The 15,063-nt window shown below is 41.2% G+C and carries 14 protein-coding genes; 6 read left to right on the forward strand and 8 right to left on the reverse strand.

Going from position 1 to position 15,063, the window contains the following annotated elements; all coding sequences use genetic code 11:
• Positions 1 to 58 precede the first annotated feature (58 nt).
• A complete protein-coding gene (locus ABLA85_RS00005) occupies positions 59 to 1,048 on the reverse strand; it encodes a hypothetical protein (RefSeq protein ID WP_367960258.1) in 990 nt (329 codons plus the stop codon).
• Positions 1,049 to 1,428: 380 nt separating this feature from the next.
• On the opposite strand from ABLA85_RS00005, the gene gntR reads away from it, so the two are divergent.
• The 3 genes from gntR to gntU all read left to right on the forward strand — a co-directional run bounded on the left by gntR (position 1,429) and on the right by gntU (position 4,520).
• Positions 1,429 to 2,424, forward strand: a complete 996-nt coding sequence (gene gntR / locus ABLA85_RS00010; protein ID WP_367960260.1) for a gluconate operon transcriptional repressor GntR — start codon at positions 1,429 to 1,431, stop codon at positions 2,422 to 2,424.
• Between the two features lie 222 nt (positions 2,425 to 2,646).
• Entirely contained in the window at positions 2,647 to 3,183 is a 537-nt protein-coding gene (gntK, locus tag ABLA85_RS00015) for a gluconokinase (RefSeq protein WP_367960262.1), read from the forward strand.
• Positions 3,183 to 4,520, forward strand: coding sequence for a gluconate transporter (gene gntU, locus ABLA85_RS00020; RefSeq protein ID WP_367960263.1), 1,338 nt, complete (start codon positions 3,183 to 3,185; stop codon positions 4,518 to 4,520). The genes gntK and gntU overlap by 1 nt, the downstream gene beginning before the upstream one ends.
• Positions 4,521 to 4,631: 111 nt before the next feature.
• On the opposite strand, the gene ABLA85_RS00025 is transcribed toward gntU, so the two are convergent.
• Positions 4,632 to 5,405: a protein bax gene (locus tag ABLA85_RS00025; protein WP_367960265.1), complete on the reverse strand. Its 774-nt coding sequence runs from the start codon at positions 5,403 to 5,405 to the stop codon at positions 4,632 to 4,634.
• 568 nt (positions 5,406 to 5,973) lie between these two features.
• Positions 5,974 to 6,288 carry a DUF3761 domain-containing protein gene (locus tag ABLA85_RS00030; RefSeq protein WP_367960266.1) on the reverse strand — a complete coding sequence of 105 codons (315 nt, stop codon included), beginning with the start codon at positions 6,286 to 6,288 and terminating at the stop codon, positions 5,974 to 5,976.
• 701 nt (positions 6,289 to 6,989) lie between these two features.
• On the opposite strand from ABLA85_RS00030, the gene ABLA85_RS00035 reads away from it, so the two are divergent.
• The 3 genes from ABLA85_RS00035 to ABLA85_RS00045 all read left to right on the forward strand — a co-directional run bounded on the left by ABLA85_RS00035 (position 6,990) and on the right by ABLA85_RS00045 (position 10,251).
• Complete coding sequence (locus tag ABLA85_RS00035) at positions 6,990 to 8,093, forward strand: toxic anion resistance protein (protein ID WP_367960268.1); 1,104 nt, start codon at positions 6,990 to 6,992, stop codon at positions 8,091 to 8,093.
• An 81-nt stretch (positions 8,094 to 8,174) separates the two neighbouring features.
• On the forward strand, positions 8,175 to 9,164 hold the full coding sequence (locus ABLA85_RS00040) for a 5-bromo-4-chloroindolyl phosphate hydrolysis family protein (RefSeq protein ID WP_367960270.1): 990 nt from the start codon (positions 8,175 to 8,177) through the stop codon (positions 9,162 to 9,164).
• A gap of 214 nt (positions 9,165 to 9,378) precedes the next feature.
• Positions 9,379 to 10,251: a phosphorothioated DNA-binding restriction endonuclease gene (locus ABLA85_RS00045; RefSeq protein WP_367960273.1), complete on the forward strand. Its 873-nt coding sequence runs from the start codon at positions 9,379 to 9,381 to the stop codon at positions 10,249 to 10,251.
• 57 nt (positions 10,252 to 10,308) lie between these two features.
• On the opposite strand, the gene potD is transcribed toward ABLA85_RS00045, so the two are convergent.
• From potD to ABLA85_RS00070, 5 genes are all read right to left on the reverse strand, one after another.
• A complete protein-coding gene (potD, locus tag ABLA85_RS00050) occupies positions 10,309 to 11,361 on the reverse strand; it encodes a spermidine/putrescine ABC transporter substrate-binding protein PotD (RefSeq protein WP_367960304.1) in 1,053 nt (350 codons plus the stop codon).
• A gap of 245 nt (positions 11,362 to 11,606) precedes the next feature.
• The gene (potC, locus tag ABLA85_RS00055; RefSeq protein WP_367960275.1) at positions 11,607 to 12,386 is read right to left on the reverse strand and encodes a spermidine/putrescine ABC transporter permease PotC; all 780 of its coding nucleotides are present in this window, start codon (positions 12,384 to 12,386) and stop codon (positions 11,607 to 11,609) included.
• Positions 12,383 to 13,243: a spermidine/putrescine ABC transporter permease PotB gene (potB, locus tag ABLA85_RS00060; RefSeq protein WP_367960277.1), complete on the reverse strand. Its 861-nt coding sequence runs from the start codon at positions 13,241 to 13,243 to the stop codon at positions 12,383 to 12,385. The genes potC and potB overlap by 4 nt, the downstream gene beginning before the upstream one ends.
• Entirely contained in the window at positions 13,227 to 14,342 is a 1,116-nt protein-coding gene (gene potA / locus ABLA85_RS00065; RefSeq protein ID WP_367960278.1) for a spermidine/putrescine ABC transporter ATP-binding protein PotA, read from the reverse strand. Before potA ends, potB begins: the two co-directional genes overlap by 17 nt.
• A gap of 260 nt (positions 14,343 to 14,602) precedes the next feature.
• A complete protein-coding gene (locus ABLA85_RS00070; protein ID WP_367960280.1) occupies positions 14,603 to 14,779 on the reverse strand; it encodes a hypothetical protein in 177 nt (58 codons plus the stop codon).
• Between the last annotated feature and the right edge of the window lie 284 nt (positions 14,780 to 15,063).

The raw sequence follows: 15,063 nt of genomic DNA on the forward strand, positions 1-15,063 counted from the left end.
GATTTGTGTAGAAGAGACAGGGATATTACCAGCCTTTTGAGCGTCGTAAGGTTCAACATTAAAAACGAAACTCACCAGAAACGTAGAAGCTGTTTCGGTTACCAAAGCCAACTTCAGATAATATATTGAAATTACGGGTGACTTCGAAACGAGCACCGACAGTGTTATTCCATTTATGGGCAAGATGTTGTTTGACGTCGAATTTGATGTCGGTCATACCAGAAACTAAACTAAATGCTTCTGACAACTGAGATGGGAGATCGAGGTTACTGACATCACCTTTAAAACGTTGAGTAATGTCCTGATACATAGCACCAACCCATACCTGAACTTTGCTATTCCCCTGACCAGTGAATAATGGTTTGAAAACAAATTCATAACCAATACGAGGTGTGACGACAAATGCACTGATATCACCGTCTAAAACATCCAGATTAGTACGTGTATAGTTAGCATCTAATGTGGCAAAGAACTGGTTATATCCACCAGCAACCGTTGCACCTCCACCATAGGTTTTTCCTCTAAAATTTAGTTCGAAAGGAATATCTTTATAGGTATCAGCATCACCAAGGACAATAACTCTGTCCAAATTTGTGTAAGATTTACCTTTAGTTTTCCCATAAACACCATATACATTCAAAAAAGGTAAAACCCAAGTATCCAGTTTCAGTAAATGGGTTTCATTTCTGCTCCGAGTATCGCCAGCATTAACAACAGTATTTTTTTCAAAAACTTTGAATATTGGATTAGTAAATCCAAACTTAATACTATCCACAATAACATTCTGGCGCAGGTTCATATAACCATAACTGACACCAAATGGCTCAGGAAGATCATAGCCTTTGGCTCGAACTTCATCCCCCCAAATCGGCAGAATACGCGATTCTGATTTTGCAGAGCGGGACAAACTACCATCGCTATTCGTTTGCGGTACACCAGATTCAGTCATCGTCAATGAAAACAGTGGGCGCTCATTTTCTGCATAACTGTATGAAGTTACAAGACAGAATGTAGCAGCTAACAATTTGCTGAAGTTAGTTAAGGTCATAATACACTCAAAGGAAAATGAAAGACTCGGCAGACTAGCATAAGCCATCTTATCCATGCTTAACCAAAAATGCTTATAAATTAATAAATTATTACAAATATTTTAATAGATGACTGTTGTATAAATAATTTCAGATTGGTTATTTTTCACTCTGATAATTTCTATATGTTCTCGATAAATTGATTGTATCTGGGTAAGTAACTATTCCTGATATCTATATCAGAAAAAATTTTATGGCAGTTGACGAACAAAAGCAGCCTCTATGGAATGTGAGACAGCCAGAATTTTTTGCTAAAAACCGTATTATTAGGGTGTCTAAATGTGTTAAAACCACACTTGATTAGCTTGCTCCTCCCAATATTGATTGCACCGCATTGAAAATGAAGAAAAAACGCCCCGTTCTACAAGATGTTGCAGACCTCGTTGGAGTCACAAAAATGACGGTCAGCCGTTTCTTACGTCATCCAAATCAGGTTTCCGAAGGCTTAGGGAAACAGATTGCTGCGGCTTTGGATCAACTGGGCTATATTCCTAATCGTGTGCCGGATATTCTCTCCAATTCCACCAGCCGGACAATCGGGGTGTTGCTTCCTTCATTAACCAATCAGGTATTCGCCGAAGTTATCCGCGGTATTGAACATGTGACAGATTGTCATGGCTATCAGACGATGCTCGCGCATTATGGCTACTCAGCACAGAAAGAAGAAGAGCGTCTGCTCTCCCTGCTTTCCTATAATATTGATGGCCTAATCTTAGCCGAACGAACACATACTCCCAAGACCCTGAAAGTATTGGAAACCACGGGTATCCCCGTTGTAGAACTGATGGACAGTGTATCGCCCTGCCTTGATGTCGCTGTTGGTATCGATAATTTTGAAGCAGCACGTCAGATGACAGAATCCATGCTCGGACGTGGTTGCCAGAATGTTGTCTACCTCGGCGCCCGACAAGATGAAAGAACGTTGATCCGTTTGGAAGGATATAAAATGGCAATGCGTAATGCAGGGTTACAACCAAGAAAAGTGATGACGCCTGCCAGTTCATCTTACTCATTGGGTGCTCAACTTTTACAGGAAACTTACCTGAAATATCCAGATGTCGACGGCTTGTTTTGTACCAATGACGATATCGCGATTGGAGCAATATTTGAATGTCAGCGTCAGGGAATCAAAGTACCGGGAGACATCGCTGTAGCGGGTTTCCATGGACATGATGTCGGTCAGGTAATGAGCCCCAAACTTGCCAGTGTATTGACTCCCCGTAACCAAATGGGACGCAAGGCAGCAGAAGCATTGCTTACCCGCTTGAAGGGCGAAAAACCAGAACAAACCCTTATTGATGTTGGATTTACACTTTCATTAGGTGAAAGTGTTTAATTTTTGTAGCTTAAAATGATATTTTCCTATCTTCAATTGGGACAGGCCTCACATTTTCCTTTTTTAGCAATCTCGATTGATTGCTCCCTATCCTTTGCTACTGATAATGTTGCCAATAAATAGTTACCGGTAACATTTCACGGGTAATATTTCACAAAGAAAATATTGCAGTTCAATCACAAGGACGACCAAGTGACAAAATCTGCACAAAGGAGTTTGAGGATGAACGATATTCAGCAGCCAAACCATGTTTTTATATTAATGGGGGTATCCGGCAGTGGTAAATCTGCCGTTGCCAATGGTATTACCCGTAAACTGGATGCTGCATTTTTAGATGGAGATTTCCTTCATCCCCGCGCCAATATCAAGAAGATGGCAGAAGGCCATGCATTGAATGACGATGATCGTCAACCGTGGCTGGAAGCGCTTAATGATGCCATTTTTGCCATGCAACGTACCAATAACATCTCTTTACTGGTATGTTCTGCCCTGAAAAAACGCTACCGGGATATTCTGCGTAATGGTAACAAAAACTTGTCATTCCTGTATATGCGGGGGGATTTTGAATTAATTGAAAGCCGCCTGAAAGCACGTAAAGGTCATTTTTTCAAACCACAAATGCTGATCTCCCAATTTGAAGTATTAGAAGAACCGACGAGTGATGAGAAAGATATCCATCTTATTGATATCAAACCAACTCTTGATGAAGTAATTAAAAATACAATTAAAACAATCCACCATATTACTGAGGCGCATTAATGAGTACATTAACGCTGGTGCTGACGGCTGTCGGCTCTGTTCTTCTGCTGCTATTTTTGGTGATGAAGGCCCGAATGCACGCCTTTATCGCCTTGATGTTGGTTTCAATGGGAGCTGGTATTTTTTCCGGGATGCCATTAGAAAAAATCGCTCAAACTATGCAAAACGGTATGTCAGGCACATTGGGCTTCCTTGCTATTGTAGTCGCACTAGGGGCCATGTTTGGCAAAATCCTGCATGAAACAGGCGCACTAGATCAAATCGCCGTAAAGTTACTGGGCAGCTTCGGTGAAAAACGGGCTAATTATGCGCTAGGTATTGCAGGCCTTATCTGTGCATTACCGCTGTTTTTTGATGTAGCGATTGTACTGTTGATCGGCGTGGTTTTTGCTGTTGCACGTCGGACTGGCGGTAATGTGGTGAAACTGGCAGTTCCATTGTTTGCCGGTGTAGCGGCGGCGGCGGCATTTCTGGTGCCGGGGCCAACCCCAATGATGCTGGCATCTCAAATGGGAGCAGATTTTGGCTGGATGATCCTGATTGGCCTGAGTGCGGCCATTCCCGGTATGTTACTGGCTGGCCCCGCATACGGTAATTTCATCAGCAAATATGTCACTCTGGATTTACCCAAAGATCTGGGTACACCAAGCATTGGTAAGAACCAAATGCCTTCTTTTGCGTTCAGTCTAATGCTGGTGCTATTTCCATTAGTATTAGTCGGATTGAAAACTATTGGTGCCCGTTTTGTTGATAAACAATCTGTACTGTATCAGTGGCTGGAATTTATCGGTCACCCTTTCACCGCGATTTTAATTGCCTGTCTGGTGGCGATTTATGGCCTGGCAATTCGTCGTGGCATGAGCAAAGAAAAAGTAATGGATGTCTGCTCTACGGCAATCCAACCAGCGGGAATTATCTTACTGGTTACAGGGGCGGGTGGTGTCTTCAAGCAAGTGTTGATTGATTCTGGTGTAGGGCCTGCGTTGGGTAACGCATTGGTTGGTGCCGGCCTGCCAATCGCATTGGCATGTTTTATTCTGGCTGGCGCTGTACGAGTGATACAGGGTTCAGCCACTGTTGCCTGCCTGACCACTGTCGGCCTGATATTACCTGTTATCGGTGAACTGGGTTATTCCGGTGCACAAATGGCAGCACTCTCTGTATGTATCGCTGGTGGCTCATTGATCTTCAGTCATGTCAATGATTCTGGTTTTTGGTTGTTCGGTAAATTTACTGGAGCAACAGAAGGGCAGACCTTAAAAACATGGACAATTATGGAAACTATTTTAGGTACAACAGGAGCAATTGTCGGCATGATCTATTTCGCGATGCTATGATGTGCTAACGGTTTTTTAGACTATCATGATAAAAAATAATCCACATTGTAATTTTAACTAAATACAACTAATACAGTGTGGATTATTTAAGAGTAATCATATTACTCGCAATCACTTTCTGTATTCCTGTACTTGTGAAATCAATTCCTTATTGCCATTAAATACTTTATGTAAATAACGATTATAGCCAGCACCTAATTCGGAATAACCTTTAAGATGATCGATCAGTTTGCCGGTATTAAGTGGCACCTGTGCTATTCTCTGCCTTGCACGTGAAGTACGCAATGACTCATAAGCACGATGCGTATTCATATTTTTCATATAGGCGACGACAGAGGCTTCAATCGAATCATAAACTGAATAACCTTTAATTTTCCCTTTAGCGTTGCCACACGAACGACAACGCATTCCAAATAGGTTATTGTTTTTCTGCGCAAGTTCTGATGTTCCCCATCCTGATTCTGCGGCAGCCTGAGTAACAACAAAATGGGTCGGAATAATATCAACCCTACTCAACAAATTATGCCAATCGACCCGTTTTGGTAAGGTACAAGTCATTTTGTAATCCATGCAGATCCTCTGCAATCGCCTGATATCCTGTGCTGACCAGTTATGTGATTTATGGTGCGACAGGAGCCATGTGCGGTCTTGCATAATCTGTTGATTATGCTTATCAATTACAGGGACAACAATATTTAAAAACGCTTTCTTCCTGGGTATACCTGAAGGGTATTTTCGTAAATCAGGCAAATGATGCTTTATGCCACTGTGAGAATACTCTTTCACTTTTGAGCTATTGGTTGAAGCATTGCTCAATCCAGTAAAGATTAAAGAGAGAAAGAAAGCGAAGACCGCAGTTGTCCTCATCATCATTCGAGAGGGCATTTGCTTCTCCTCGTTTTATTACTCTGGATAAAAAAACACACGAATATTAACAAAGCAATCAATATATAGCTATCTTTATTCGCGGTTCGTAAGGTTAATTACGTAACGAATATTAGCACGTTACTGACAATAATCTATATTTTTTACTTAATACCGTAAATAAGTGTAATAATTATTGAGATTTTATCTGGAAAATAGTGTTATTTATCACATATTAGCCTACAGTTTTTCATCTAAAATAAAGAATATTTGATTAACGATATTATGATTAACTCATTTATTTTTAATAAAAAAATCATTTCGCACCCATCTTAAATTATCAATGCAAAAATTAATTTATCCATGTGAATCATTAGATATAATTTTATCTATTTTTAGTTATCTATTTTAGTGGTTAATCATGTTTTAATAGTCAGATTAAATAAATAAGGATACAACATTAAAAATAATATTACTCTTACAATAACGGATATATGAGGGGTGAAAATTAAAAAAAGAGATTCTTATAGAAAAGTAATTAGGGGGCTTAAGCCCCCTAAATTAGACATAATGAAAAGTCACCGGAAAACTATAACCATTTGGCTACACCACCGTGGCGTGCGCATGCACCTTTACGCGATTTACTCTTACTATAAGTTCCGTCTTTACAGAGCGCAGTATTCACCCCTTTTTTAGCTTTAGTTTCTCCTTTCTTGGTTGATTTCTTGCTGTTTTCACCCGCTTTCTTTTCTAACGAACTCATTTTATTTTTGGTCGTTTTGACACTCTTTTCCACTGTTGTGCCAGTTTTGGCAGTGTGATCTGTTGATACCGTGGGCGCTGCAATTACTGCACTTGAAAACAACACCAGTAATGCTGCAACTGATAACTTCAAGCTTTTCATAATATGTATCCTCTGGTTAGAGTATTTAACCCGAAATCAACTCTTGTAGTTTGGAGTATAGCGTTGAATGATGCGATTACAATTTTGATATAAACAACAATTATCATTTGAAGGTTCATAAAAACAGCTTTCTAATTATACTGTATTTAGTAATAATACTCCTTAAACCAATTTCATTGAATCATAAAATTTAAAACCGATATCAGTGCAGTTTTATTTCTACCGGATAAATCTATTGATTAAATGGAAGTCATAAAAATAAAAGAATGATATACTCGAATCTTCATAATGTATTCACTTCTCGACCAATGATTAAAACAAGCCAAAATGGAGCTTGGTATATATTTTATTTAAACGGATAAATACTGTGAAGGATTACCACAAAAAGCCAAGTACTAAGCACAGGACCATTCAAGAACAATCACCTGACTAAAAATAACTTTAACGTCAATAACCCCTGAAATACCCTTAAAATTTTAAATCAAAAAATTATTATGTTTATCCATTAAATGGAAATACCCTATTCTTAAGTGAATTTGTTTTAAACAAACAGAGAAAATCGTATAATATTCTTTATATTATACCTAGTTATGCTCTATGGATTTCAAGATATAGCGCGATGGTAAAGGAACTCAACCAACCCACAAAGCTACCACTTGAAAAACAACGGATATACATTCATTTTACAATTGGACTACTTCATGAATACGGAATCTATGCCTATACCATCGTTCGATCGCCAAACCAACTCTACACAACTCGCGGATCGGATTGATCAGGAAAAAGTCAACGCTCTGATAGAAAAAATTGATATTTTCCAACCAACTGCGGTCATTAGCTATGGCGCTAAACCTATGGGTGAAATTGCCCGCTTTGCTGATTCTTTACTGGAGAATGTTCGTTCAAAAGAAGCCGGCGCTGTCGGTAAGAAATTATCTGATCTGGTCATGTTTGTACGTGAGAATGGCGCACTGACCGAAGAAGAAAAAACAAGTAGTTTTTTCAGAAACCTTCCTCTGATTGGTGCCCTGTTCAAAAAAGCAGAGCGCGCAGTTATTGATAGCAGAACTTTAACTCAACAGGTGGATGCAATTACCGTCCATCTTGATAATGCAATGACTACACTGGTGCGGGATATTAATGTACTGGAACAGCTCTATACCCGCAATTTAGGGTTTTATAAAGACATTACACTCTATGTTGAAGCCGGTAAACAGAAGCTGGAACAGGTAAGAAACGAACTTCTGCCTGAACTGCGCATGAAAGCAGAAATGTCCAAAGACATGATGGATGCGCAGAGTGTGAAAGATCTGATGGAAAACATCACCCGATTTGAACGCCGTATTCATGACTTGGAACTGTCAAAAGCCGTAGCGGTTCAGACTGCGCCGCAAATCCGTATTGTACAAAGCAATAACCAGCAACTGGCTGAAAAAATCCAAAGTAGTATCCTGACGACTCTGCCAATCTGGAAGAGTCAGTTAGTACTGCAATTGTCTCTGAATGCACAAGGCAAGGCAGCCAAATTGCAGAAAGAAGTTAGCGATACCACTAATGAATTACTGCGCAAAAATGCCGAAATTCTGCAACAGAACAGCATTGCTGTAGCGACAGAAGTTGAACGTTCCATTATTGATGCGGAAACCTTACGTGAGGTGCAAGACCGTCTGGTCAATACAATTGAAGAGACTATGCGCATTGCTTCTGATGCGAAAAGCAAACGTGCTCAGGTGGAGGTTGAACTTGCCAATATGGAAGAAAATCTACGCCAGCGTTTAAATGCCGCAGTGACGAAATATCAATAACCGGCTTGTTCATAAAAACGTGTTAATTTTTTAAATAATAGCTTTCCTCTTACGGGAAAGCTTTTAAGGAATGGTTTTATTGTGGATACCATAAAAGCATTTATTAAGCGTTTGTTAATTCATGGTATAGGGCTGTTTACTAGCTCTATAGTCATTGGTATAACAACGAATTGGAAACTTTGGGAAGGGATTTATAACCCATCTATTAAAGGTCTCATTGCTTTCTCTAATTATATTGGCATGGTTGCTCTTTGGCCTCCTCATAGTGAGCACAGTTCCAATGTTCGGCAATCTTTCATTATCGTATTACTGTTAATATTGTGTACGTTTGCTAACTTATTACCTTTATTCATTCTACTTACAGGTCTTGCTATGTTGCTTATCAAATCTATTGGTAAGCAATCAGTAAAAGGTGGGCGGTTTGTTCTATTGATAATAGGCTGCCTTATACTCGTATCAGCATTGATACAATATTTTCAACTATTTCCAATCTGGTTCTGTATCACTTATGCTGCTCTACTTTTTGTAGCCTGTAGTTTTGAGCAAAAAAAGCTCAATGAAGAAATAAAAAAAGTTGAGGATGAGATAAAAAGTGCAGCAGAAGAGGCTACAAAAAAAACAATTACCAAACACCACGAGCAGGAAAAAGAAAATACATCAGATACGTTTAGAGAATATTATCATCAATTGGCTTTAATCATGGCCTACCAGCCTAATGTTTCGGACGAGATGTGGCCTTATCTTGGAAAAATAGAAGAAAAAACCCGAGCAATCATTGACTGTATGAAAGAAGATGAACGGGATATCCCACAGGGAACAACATTTCTTAATCGCTATTTACCTATGATTAGGAATGCCGTGGAATCTTTCGCAACACTCAAGCAACATCAGGCTAGCAGCTCTCAATTCCAAGAAGCTAATTTATTGACCATACAGAGCTTGCAGGAAATGAGTGTTGCGTTTAGTGAAATGCACCAAAATTTGTTGAGTAACAATGTCGATGATCTCATGGCTGATTTGAAATCAATGAACCAATTGATACGCGCGCAGGGCTTTGAATTGAAAAAGTAGCGAATCTAAATATCTAAAATAATAAGGCTGGTCAAAACCAGCCTTTGTCTATACGGTGTAAGTTTATTCCCTGCGCAGAATGGGATATACATTGCTTGATTTGTCTTAATTCCATCAAGTTCCAGATAGCATTACTCATTCAACCAACTCCTTGCCCTTCACCACTTTTGCGAGCATGATCGCAATACCTTTATTCCTTAATCAAACAACTTACATGCCTACCATCAAAGAACTACAAGTTGCGATCTCAAACCTTTCTGTATGGCGCAAGGGTGATCAACGTGCACCACATAAACCGTTATTGTTGTTGTATGTACTCTCTCAATACCAGAAAGGCCATGAACGACTGTTTGATTATGGAGAGGAGATCCACCAACCATTACTGAATCTCCTTCATCATTTTGGTCCAAGACGTAAAAATCACTATCCCACCTTACCTTTCTGGCGACTACGGGGTGATGGTTTTTGGGAGCTGCAAAATACAGAACTTTGCACACCACAAAAAGGCAGCAAAGAGCCACCAAAACGCGAGCTGATTGAATTCAGCGTCAAAGGTGGTTTCGATCAACAAAGCTATCAGTTGTTACGTAATAAACCCACCTTAATCGATAAACTGGCGCAACAAATCCTCAGTGAACATTTCCCCGATAGCGTACAGGAATTACTCGCCAATCAATTGGATTTCTCTTTAATTGATATCCGTAAAATGCGCGATCCCCATTTCCGCCAGCAGATACTGCGCGCCTATAACTACGAGTGTGCAATATGTGGCTACAACCTACGGCATGACGATACACCTGTCGGTCTGGAAGCAGCACACATCAAATGGAAGCAATATGGTGGGCCATGTACCATAAACAACGGGCTGGCCTTATGTTCATTACATCATTCTGCATTCGACATGGGCTCTATCAGTATTGACGATAATATGCAGTTACTGGTTTCAGAAAGTATTAATGGTGGCCCGATAGTTAAGCAACTTTTCTGGAATTTTGCAAAACAGCCAATATTACTTCCTCAAAACAGAGACTATTACCCTTTGGAAGGCTTTATTAACTGGCATCGTAGCCAGGTCTTTAAACAGTAATTCGCAAGAATAAAAAAGGGAGCCAAACACTCCCTTTCATTCTAATTAAATCCCGGATCACTGACCCGCTTTCAGTTTTTGGAAATAGTTTTCATACAGGACGTTAGCATTACCAACGTCGCTCTGCCATCCCCCTTTTTGGATCATTGCTTCATCAGGATACAGTGACTTATCCCCCGACACAGCCGCTGGCAGCAGTTTTTTTGCAGCCAGATTTGGTGTCGGGTAACCAATTTTTTCAGCAACCTGCGCCGCAATCTCAGGACGCAGCAGGAAGTTAATCAGCTTCATCGCTCCATCGACATTCTTAGCATTTGCCGGAATAGCCAGGCTATCCATCCAAAAAATTCCACCTTCTTCCGGCCAGATAATATCGATAGGTGTTCCAGCCTGACGTGCAACATAAGCAGAGCCCGTCCACATCATGCCGACATCAACTTCACCTTCCATAAATGGATTAGCAGGGTTATCAGAATTGAATGCCAGTACATTTGGCATTAGCTTTTGCAGTTCATTATACGCCGCTTCAATCTCTTTCGGATCGGTTGTATTACCGGAGTAGCCCAGTTTTAACAGCGCGATCTGGAAAACTTCACGAGCATCATCCGTCAATACCAAACTATTTTTATACTCAGGCTTCCAGAAATCAGCCCAAGAAGTAATAGTTTTGGGATCGATACTATCGCTGTTGACACCAATAGCAGTCGCTCCCCAAATATAAGGAATGGAATATTCGTTTTTTGGATCAAAAGACTTATGCAGCAGATTAGGATCAAGATTATGAAAGTTGCTGAGTTTGCTTGTATCGATTTTTTGCAGCATCCCTTCTTTACTCATTTTGGAGATAAAGTAAGTGGATGGCACAACTAGATCATAAGCCCCATCTTTATAGGTTTTCAGCTTGGTATACATACTCTCATTAGATTCATAGGTGGAATAAATCACCTTGATCCCAGTTTCTTTAGTAAACTGGTTGAGCAAACCAGGCGGAACATATTCAGTCCAGTTGTAGAAATAGAGTGTCTTACCATCATCAGCGACAGCAGCATTCACCGAACCAATGCTTAATGCCATCATCCCAGCGGCTAACAGATAGAACCACTTTTTCATGCTGTTTTTCATGTAGTGTTTCCCCGCAGTTGGTGCGTAATTATCGCGTTATTACCGTATATAGCAGGTTCGACATGAACCTACCCCAAAAAAACGGCCATTATAAAAGCGTCATTTCGTGGGGTAAAGCCACTTATTCCTTGTTAAATTGGAGATGGGGAAAGAAATTCTGATTAATTGGGATAGAAATGATGTTATTAGTGAAGTAAGAGCGCAGCCAACTTGTGACTACGCTTAAATTAAAGTTAAGACTTACCCGTACGATCACGCATCACAAATTGGCTAATCAGCACTAATACCAGTGACATAGCCAATAAAATAGCAGCTAATGCGTTTATTTCCGGTGAAACTCCCACTTTTACCATTGAATAGATCTTAAGTGGCAGGATTTCATAACCCGGCCCCGTCACAAATGAAGAAACAACGACATCATCCATCGACAGGGTAAAACTCAGCAACCATCCCGCCATGACTGCCGGCATCGCCAGCGGCAGAATAATCTTACGCAGGATAGTCAATTCACTCGCCCCCAAATCACGGGCCGCTTCCAGCATTTTGACATCAAAATCTTTCAGACGGGAATAGACAGTCACCACCACAAACGGTAAACAAAAAGTAATGTGAGAAAACAGTAGTGACCAGAATCCCAATGAAACGCCCAGCAGCATGAACAGCACCAGCAATGAAATCGCCATCACAATATCCGGCGACATCATCACCACAAACAGCATACCGCTAACAAACTTTTTGCCACGGAATGAATAACGATACAGGGCAACCGCGGTTAATGAACCAATCATCGTAGCAAATGTGGAGGAAACAACTGCCATTGTCAGAGAATGCCCTGCGGCTTGCAACAGGCTGTCATTACTGAATAACAGGCTGTACCATTCTGTCGTGAACCCCTGCCAGCTAATGCCAAAGCGTGACTGGTTAAACGAACTTACCAGCAGAATAATAATCGGGATATACAGGTAAGCGTAAACGATAGTCATAAAACCACCGCGCAACAGGCGTCCGATCATTCCAGTTCCACCTTCTTGTTCAGCAGATTAGCCGCACGATAGTAAATCCATAACATCAGCCCCATAACCAGCGTCAGACAGATACTGGTTGCCGCACCAAACGGCCAATCGCGAATGTTGAGGAACTGACTTTTAATCACATTACCGATCAACAGGTTTTTCGCCCCACCCATCAAATCAGCCACATAGAACAGCCCCATCGCAGGCAGCAACACCAACAGGCAGCCAGCAATAATACCCGGCATAGTCAGCGGTATGATGATACGGACAAAAGTCTGCAATTTCCCTGCTCCCAGATCACGTGCCGCTTCCAGACAAGATTTATCCAGCTTCTCAATACTGGAATAGAGAGGCATCACCATAAATGGCAGCAGAATATAAACCAGCCCCAATACCACAGCTTCGGGGGTATACATAAGGCGTAGCGGTTTATCGATAATCCCAGTCCACAGCAGAAAATCATTCATATAACCGCGGGTACTGAGAAACATCTTCAAGCCATAAATACGAATTAAAGAGTTCGTCCAGAATGGCAGGATCAGCAAGAACAATAGCAGAGGGCGCAGCTTTTTCGGCATCCGCGCCATAAAAAAAGCAAATGGATAACCAATCACCAAACAACACAACGTTGCAACGATAGCCATATTCAGCGAGTGTATCAGCACCTCGGCGTATAGCGGATCGAACAAGCGGGTATAGTTATCCAGTGAAAAGACCATCTGCACCAGATTAGCATCATCACGAGTCAGAAAGCTGGTTCCGATAATCATCAAGTTCGGCAGAAAAACAAACAGTATCAGCCAAAAAACCATGCCTGTAATGACAATATTCTGGAATAGTTTACGCGTCTTCTTCATCGACCAGCACAACCTCCCAGCTTTCTACCCAAGTGACAGCAATCTTCTGGTTCAAGGAATGGTCAACATCGGGATCATCTTCATTGAAGAACTCGCTCACCATCACCATTTTGCCGTTTTCCATCTCGACCACGGAATCCAGCGTCATGCCTTTGTAGTTACGTTCACGTACATAACCAATCAGACCTGACACCTGCTCACTATTGTTGATCTCCTCTACACGCAAATCTTCCGGGCGTAGCAGTACCTTCAACGTTTGTCCGGCGGTTACTGGCAGAGGCGTGAAGATATCACATTCATGACCTTCCACATCAGCGCGTATGCGTTGCTCATCGACACGATGCAACACTTTGGCATCAAAGATATTGATTTCACCGATAAAACGGGCAACAAACAAATTTTTCGGCTCTTCATAGATCTCTCTGGGTGTACCATCCTGTTCAATACGTCCATCACGCATAACCACAATACGGTCAGACATCACCAGTGCTTCTTCCTGATCATGCGTCACGAAAATAAAGGTGATACCCAGTTTACGCTGGAGCGCTTTTAACTCGTTCTGCATCTGCTTACGCAGCTTATAATCGAGCGCCGACAGCGATTCATCCAGCAGAAGAACCTTCGGTTTGTTAACAACCGCACGGGCAATCGCCACACGTTGCTGCTGCCCGCCGGAAAGCTGAGCGGGTTTACGCTGAGCAAACTCTTCAAGCTGTACCATGCGTAATGCTTCTTCAACACGCGGAGCAATCTCTTTTTCCGGTGTTTTTTGCATACGTAGCCCAAAAGCAACATTTTCAAATACGGTCATGTGGGGGAACAGGGCATAACTCTGGAAGACTGTATTAACGTGACGGTGTTCCGCCGGAATATCGGTAATATCCTGCCCTTCCAGTAAAATTTTGCCACTATCAGCACCTTCCAGCCCGGCAATCAGACGAAGTACTGTGGTTTTGCCACAACCGGATGGCCCAAGAATGGTCAAGAACTCGCCATCATTGATTGTCAGATCGAGCTGTGAAATAACTTGTTTGCCGTCGAAGCCCTTACTCAAGGCTTTTAGTTCAACGAGCGGTATCAGAGAGGTAGTCTCAGTCATTTATGCTATCATCTATCCCTTGGAATAATGCAGATAGAACCGCCACGGGAAAAGACTGTGTCAGCTAGCAGGAGGCATCATTTCTCCGCTGAAGCTCAAAGCCAGTGGCGCCGGTTGAAATTACGAAGCGCGCATAATAAACGCAGTACGCCGAAATTGAAAGCTGAAATAATGGCAATAAGCCATTTTTTATTAACATTTCATGAATGATGACATTTCATGCCATTCTGAACCCAAATTATCCAGTTGGAAATGATTTCTTATTGATTGTTTTTTGAACTAAAAAACCTTTTTTCTTTCAATAAATTACCCAAACCGTCAAAACCTTCCTTCACATCAATCGTTTCATTACTCTGCTCACTAAAGTCACCAACCAATGCCGATATTCTCCTTTCGTCACAACATCCTAAAGCCTTTTTCATATCAATGATCGTCATACAAAAACAAAACGCTTTTCTGATAATATAAGACATTCATTTATTAGAATTATTTTTATTATTTTAATAATGAATCTTATAACTAATTATTTGGAATCAACCCGGTGCGCTCGTTCACCAGTTTGCCCAATTCGGCTAAGTGGAAGCGAAACGATGATTTGCGACATTTATCTTAACCAGTTAAAAAATGATACATTTTACAGCTTCTCTTCCACTGAGCCTACTTCACGTCCGGTTGCGTGAGAGCCTGATCTTAAATTCACCAAGCAATTGTCGTATAGAGC

The sequence above is a fragment of the Xenorhabdus sp. SGI246 genome (genome assembly GCF_040838225.1).
In the GTDB taxonomy this organism is placed as follows: Bacteria; Pseudomonadota; Gammaproteobacteria; order Enterobacterales; family Enterobacteriaceae; genus Xenorhabdus; species Xenorhabdus indica.

Bases quoted from the DNA above. Each gene is read 5' to 3' on its own strand.
- ABLA85_RS00005 (WP_367960258.1), bottom strand. From the start codon at position 1,048: ATGACCTTAACTAACTTCAGCAAATTGTTAGCTGCTACATTCTGTCTT.
- gntR (WP_367960260.1), top strand. From the start codon at position 1,429: ATGAAGAAAAAACGCCCCGTTCTACAAGATGTTGCAGACCTCGTTGGA.
- gntK (WP_367960262.1), top strand. From the start codon at position 2,647: ATGAACGATATTCAGCAGCCAAACCATGTTTTTATATTAATGGGGGTA.
- gntU (WP_367960263.1), top strand. From the start codon at position 3,183: ATGAGTACATTAACGCTGGTGCTGACGGCTGTCGGCTCTGTTCTTCTG.
- ABLA85_RS00025 (WP_367960265.1), bottom strand. From the start codon at position 5,405: ATGCCCTCTCGAATGATGATGAGGACAACTGCGGTCTTCGCTTTCTTT.
- ABLA85_RS00030 (WP_367960266.1), bottom strand. From the start codon at position 6,288: ATGAAAAGCTTGAAGTTATCAGTTGCAGCATTACTGGTGTTGTTTTCA.
- ABLA85_RS00035 (WP_367960268.1), top strand. From the start codon at position 6,990: ATGAATACGGAATCTATGCCTATACCATCGTTCGATCGCCAAACCAAC.
- ABLA85_RS00045 (WP_367960273.1), top strand. From the start codon at position 9,379: ATGCCTACCATCAAAGAACTACAAGTTGCGATCTCAAACCTTTCTGTA.
- potD (WP_367960304.1), bottom strand. From the start codon at position 11,361: ATGAAAAAGTGGTTCTATCTGTTAGCCGCTGGGATGATGGCATTAAGC.
- potC (WP_367960275.1), bottom strand. From the start codon at position 12,386: ATGATCGGACGCCTGTTGCGCGGTGGTTTTATGACTATCGTTTACGCT.
- potB (WP_367960277.1), bottom strand. From the start codon at position 13,243: ATGAAGAAGACGCGTAAACTATTCCAGAATATTGTCATTACAGGCATG.
- potA (WP_367960278.1), bottom strand. From the start codon at position 14,342: ATGACTGAGACTACCTCTCTGATACCGCTCGTTGAACTAAAAGCCTTG.
- ABLA85_RS00070 (WP_367960280.1), bottom strand. From the start codon at position 14,779: ATGACGATCATTGATATGAAAAAGGCTTTAGGATGTTGTGACGAAAGG.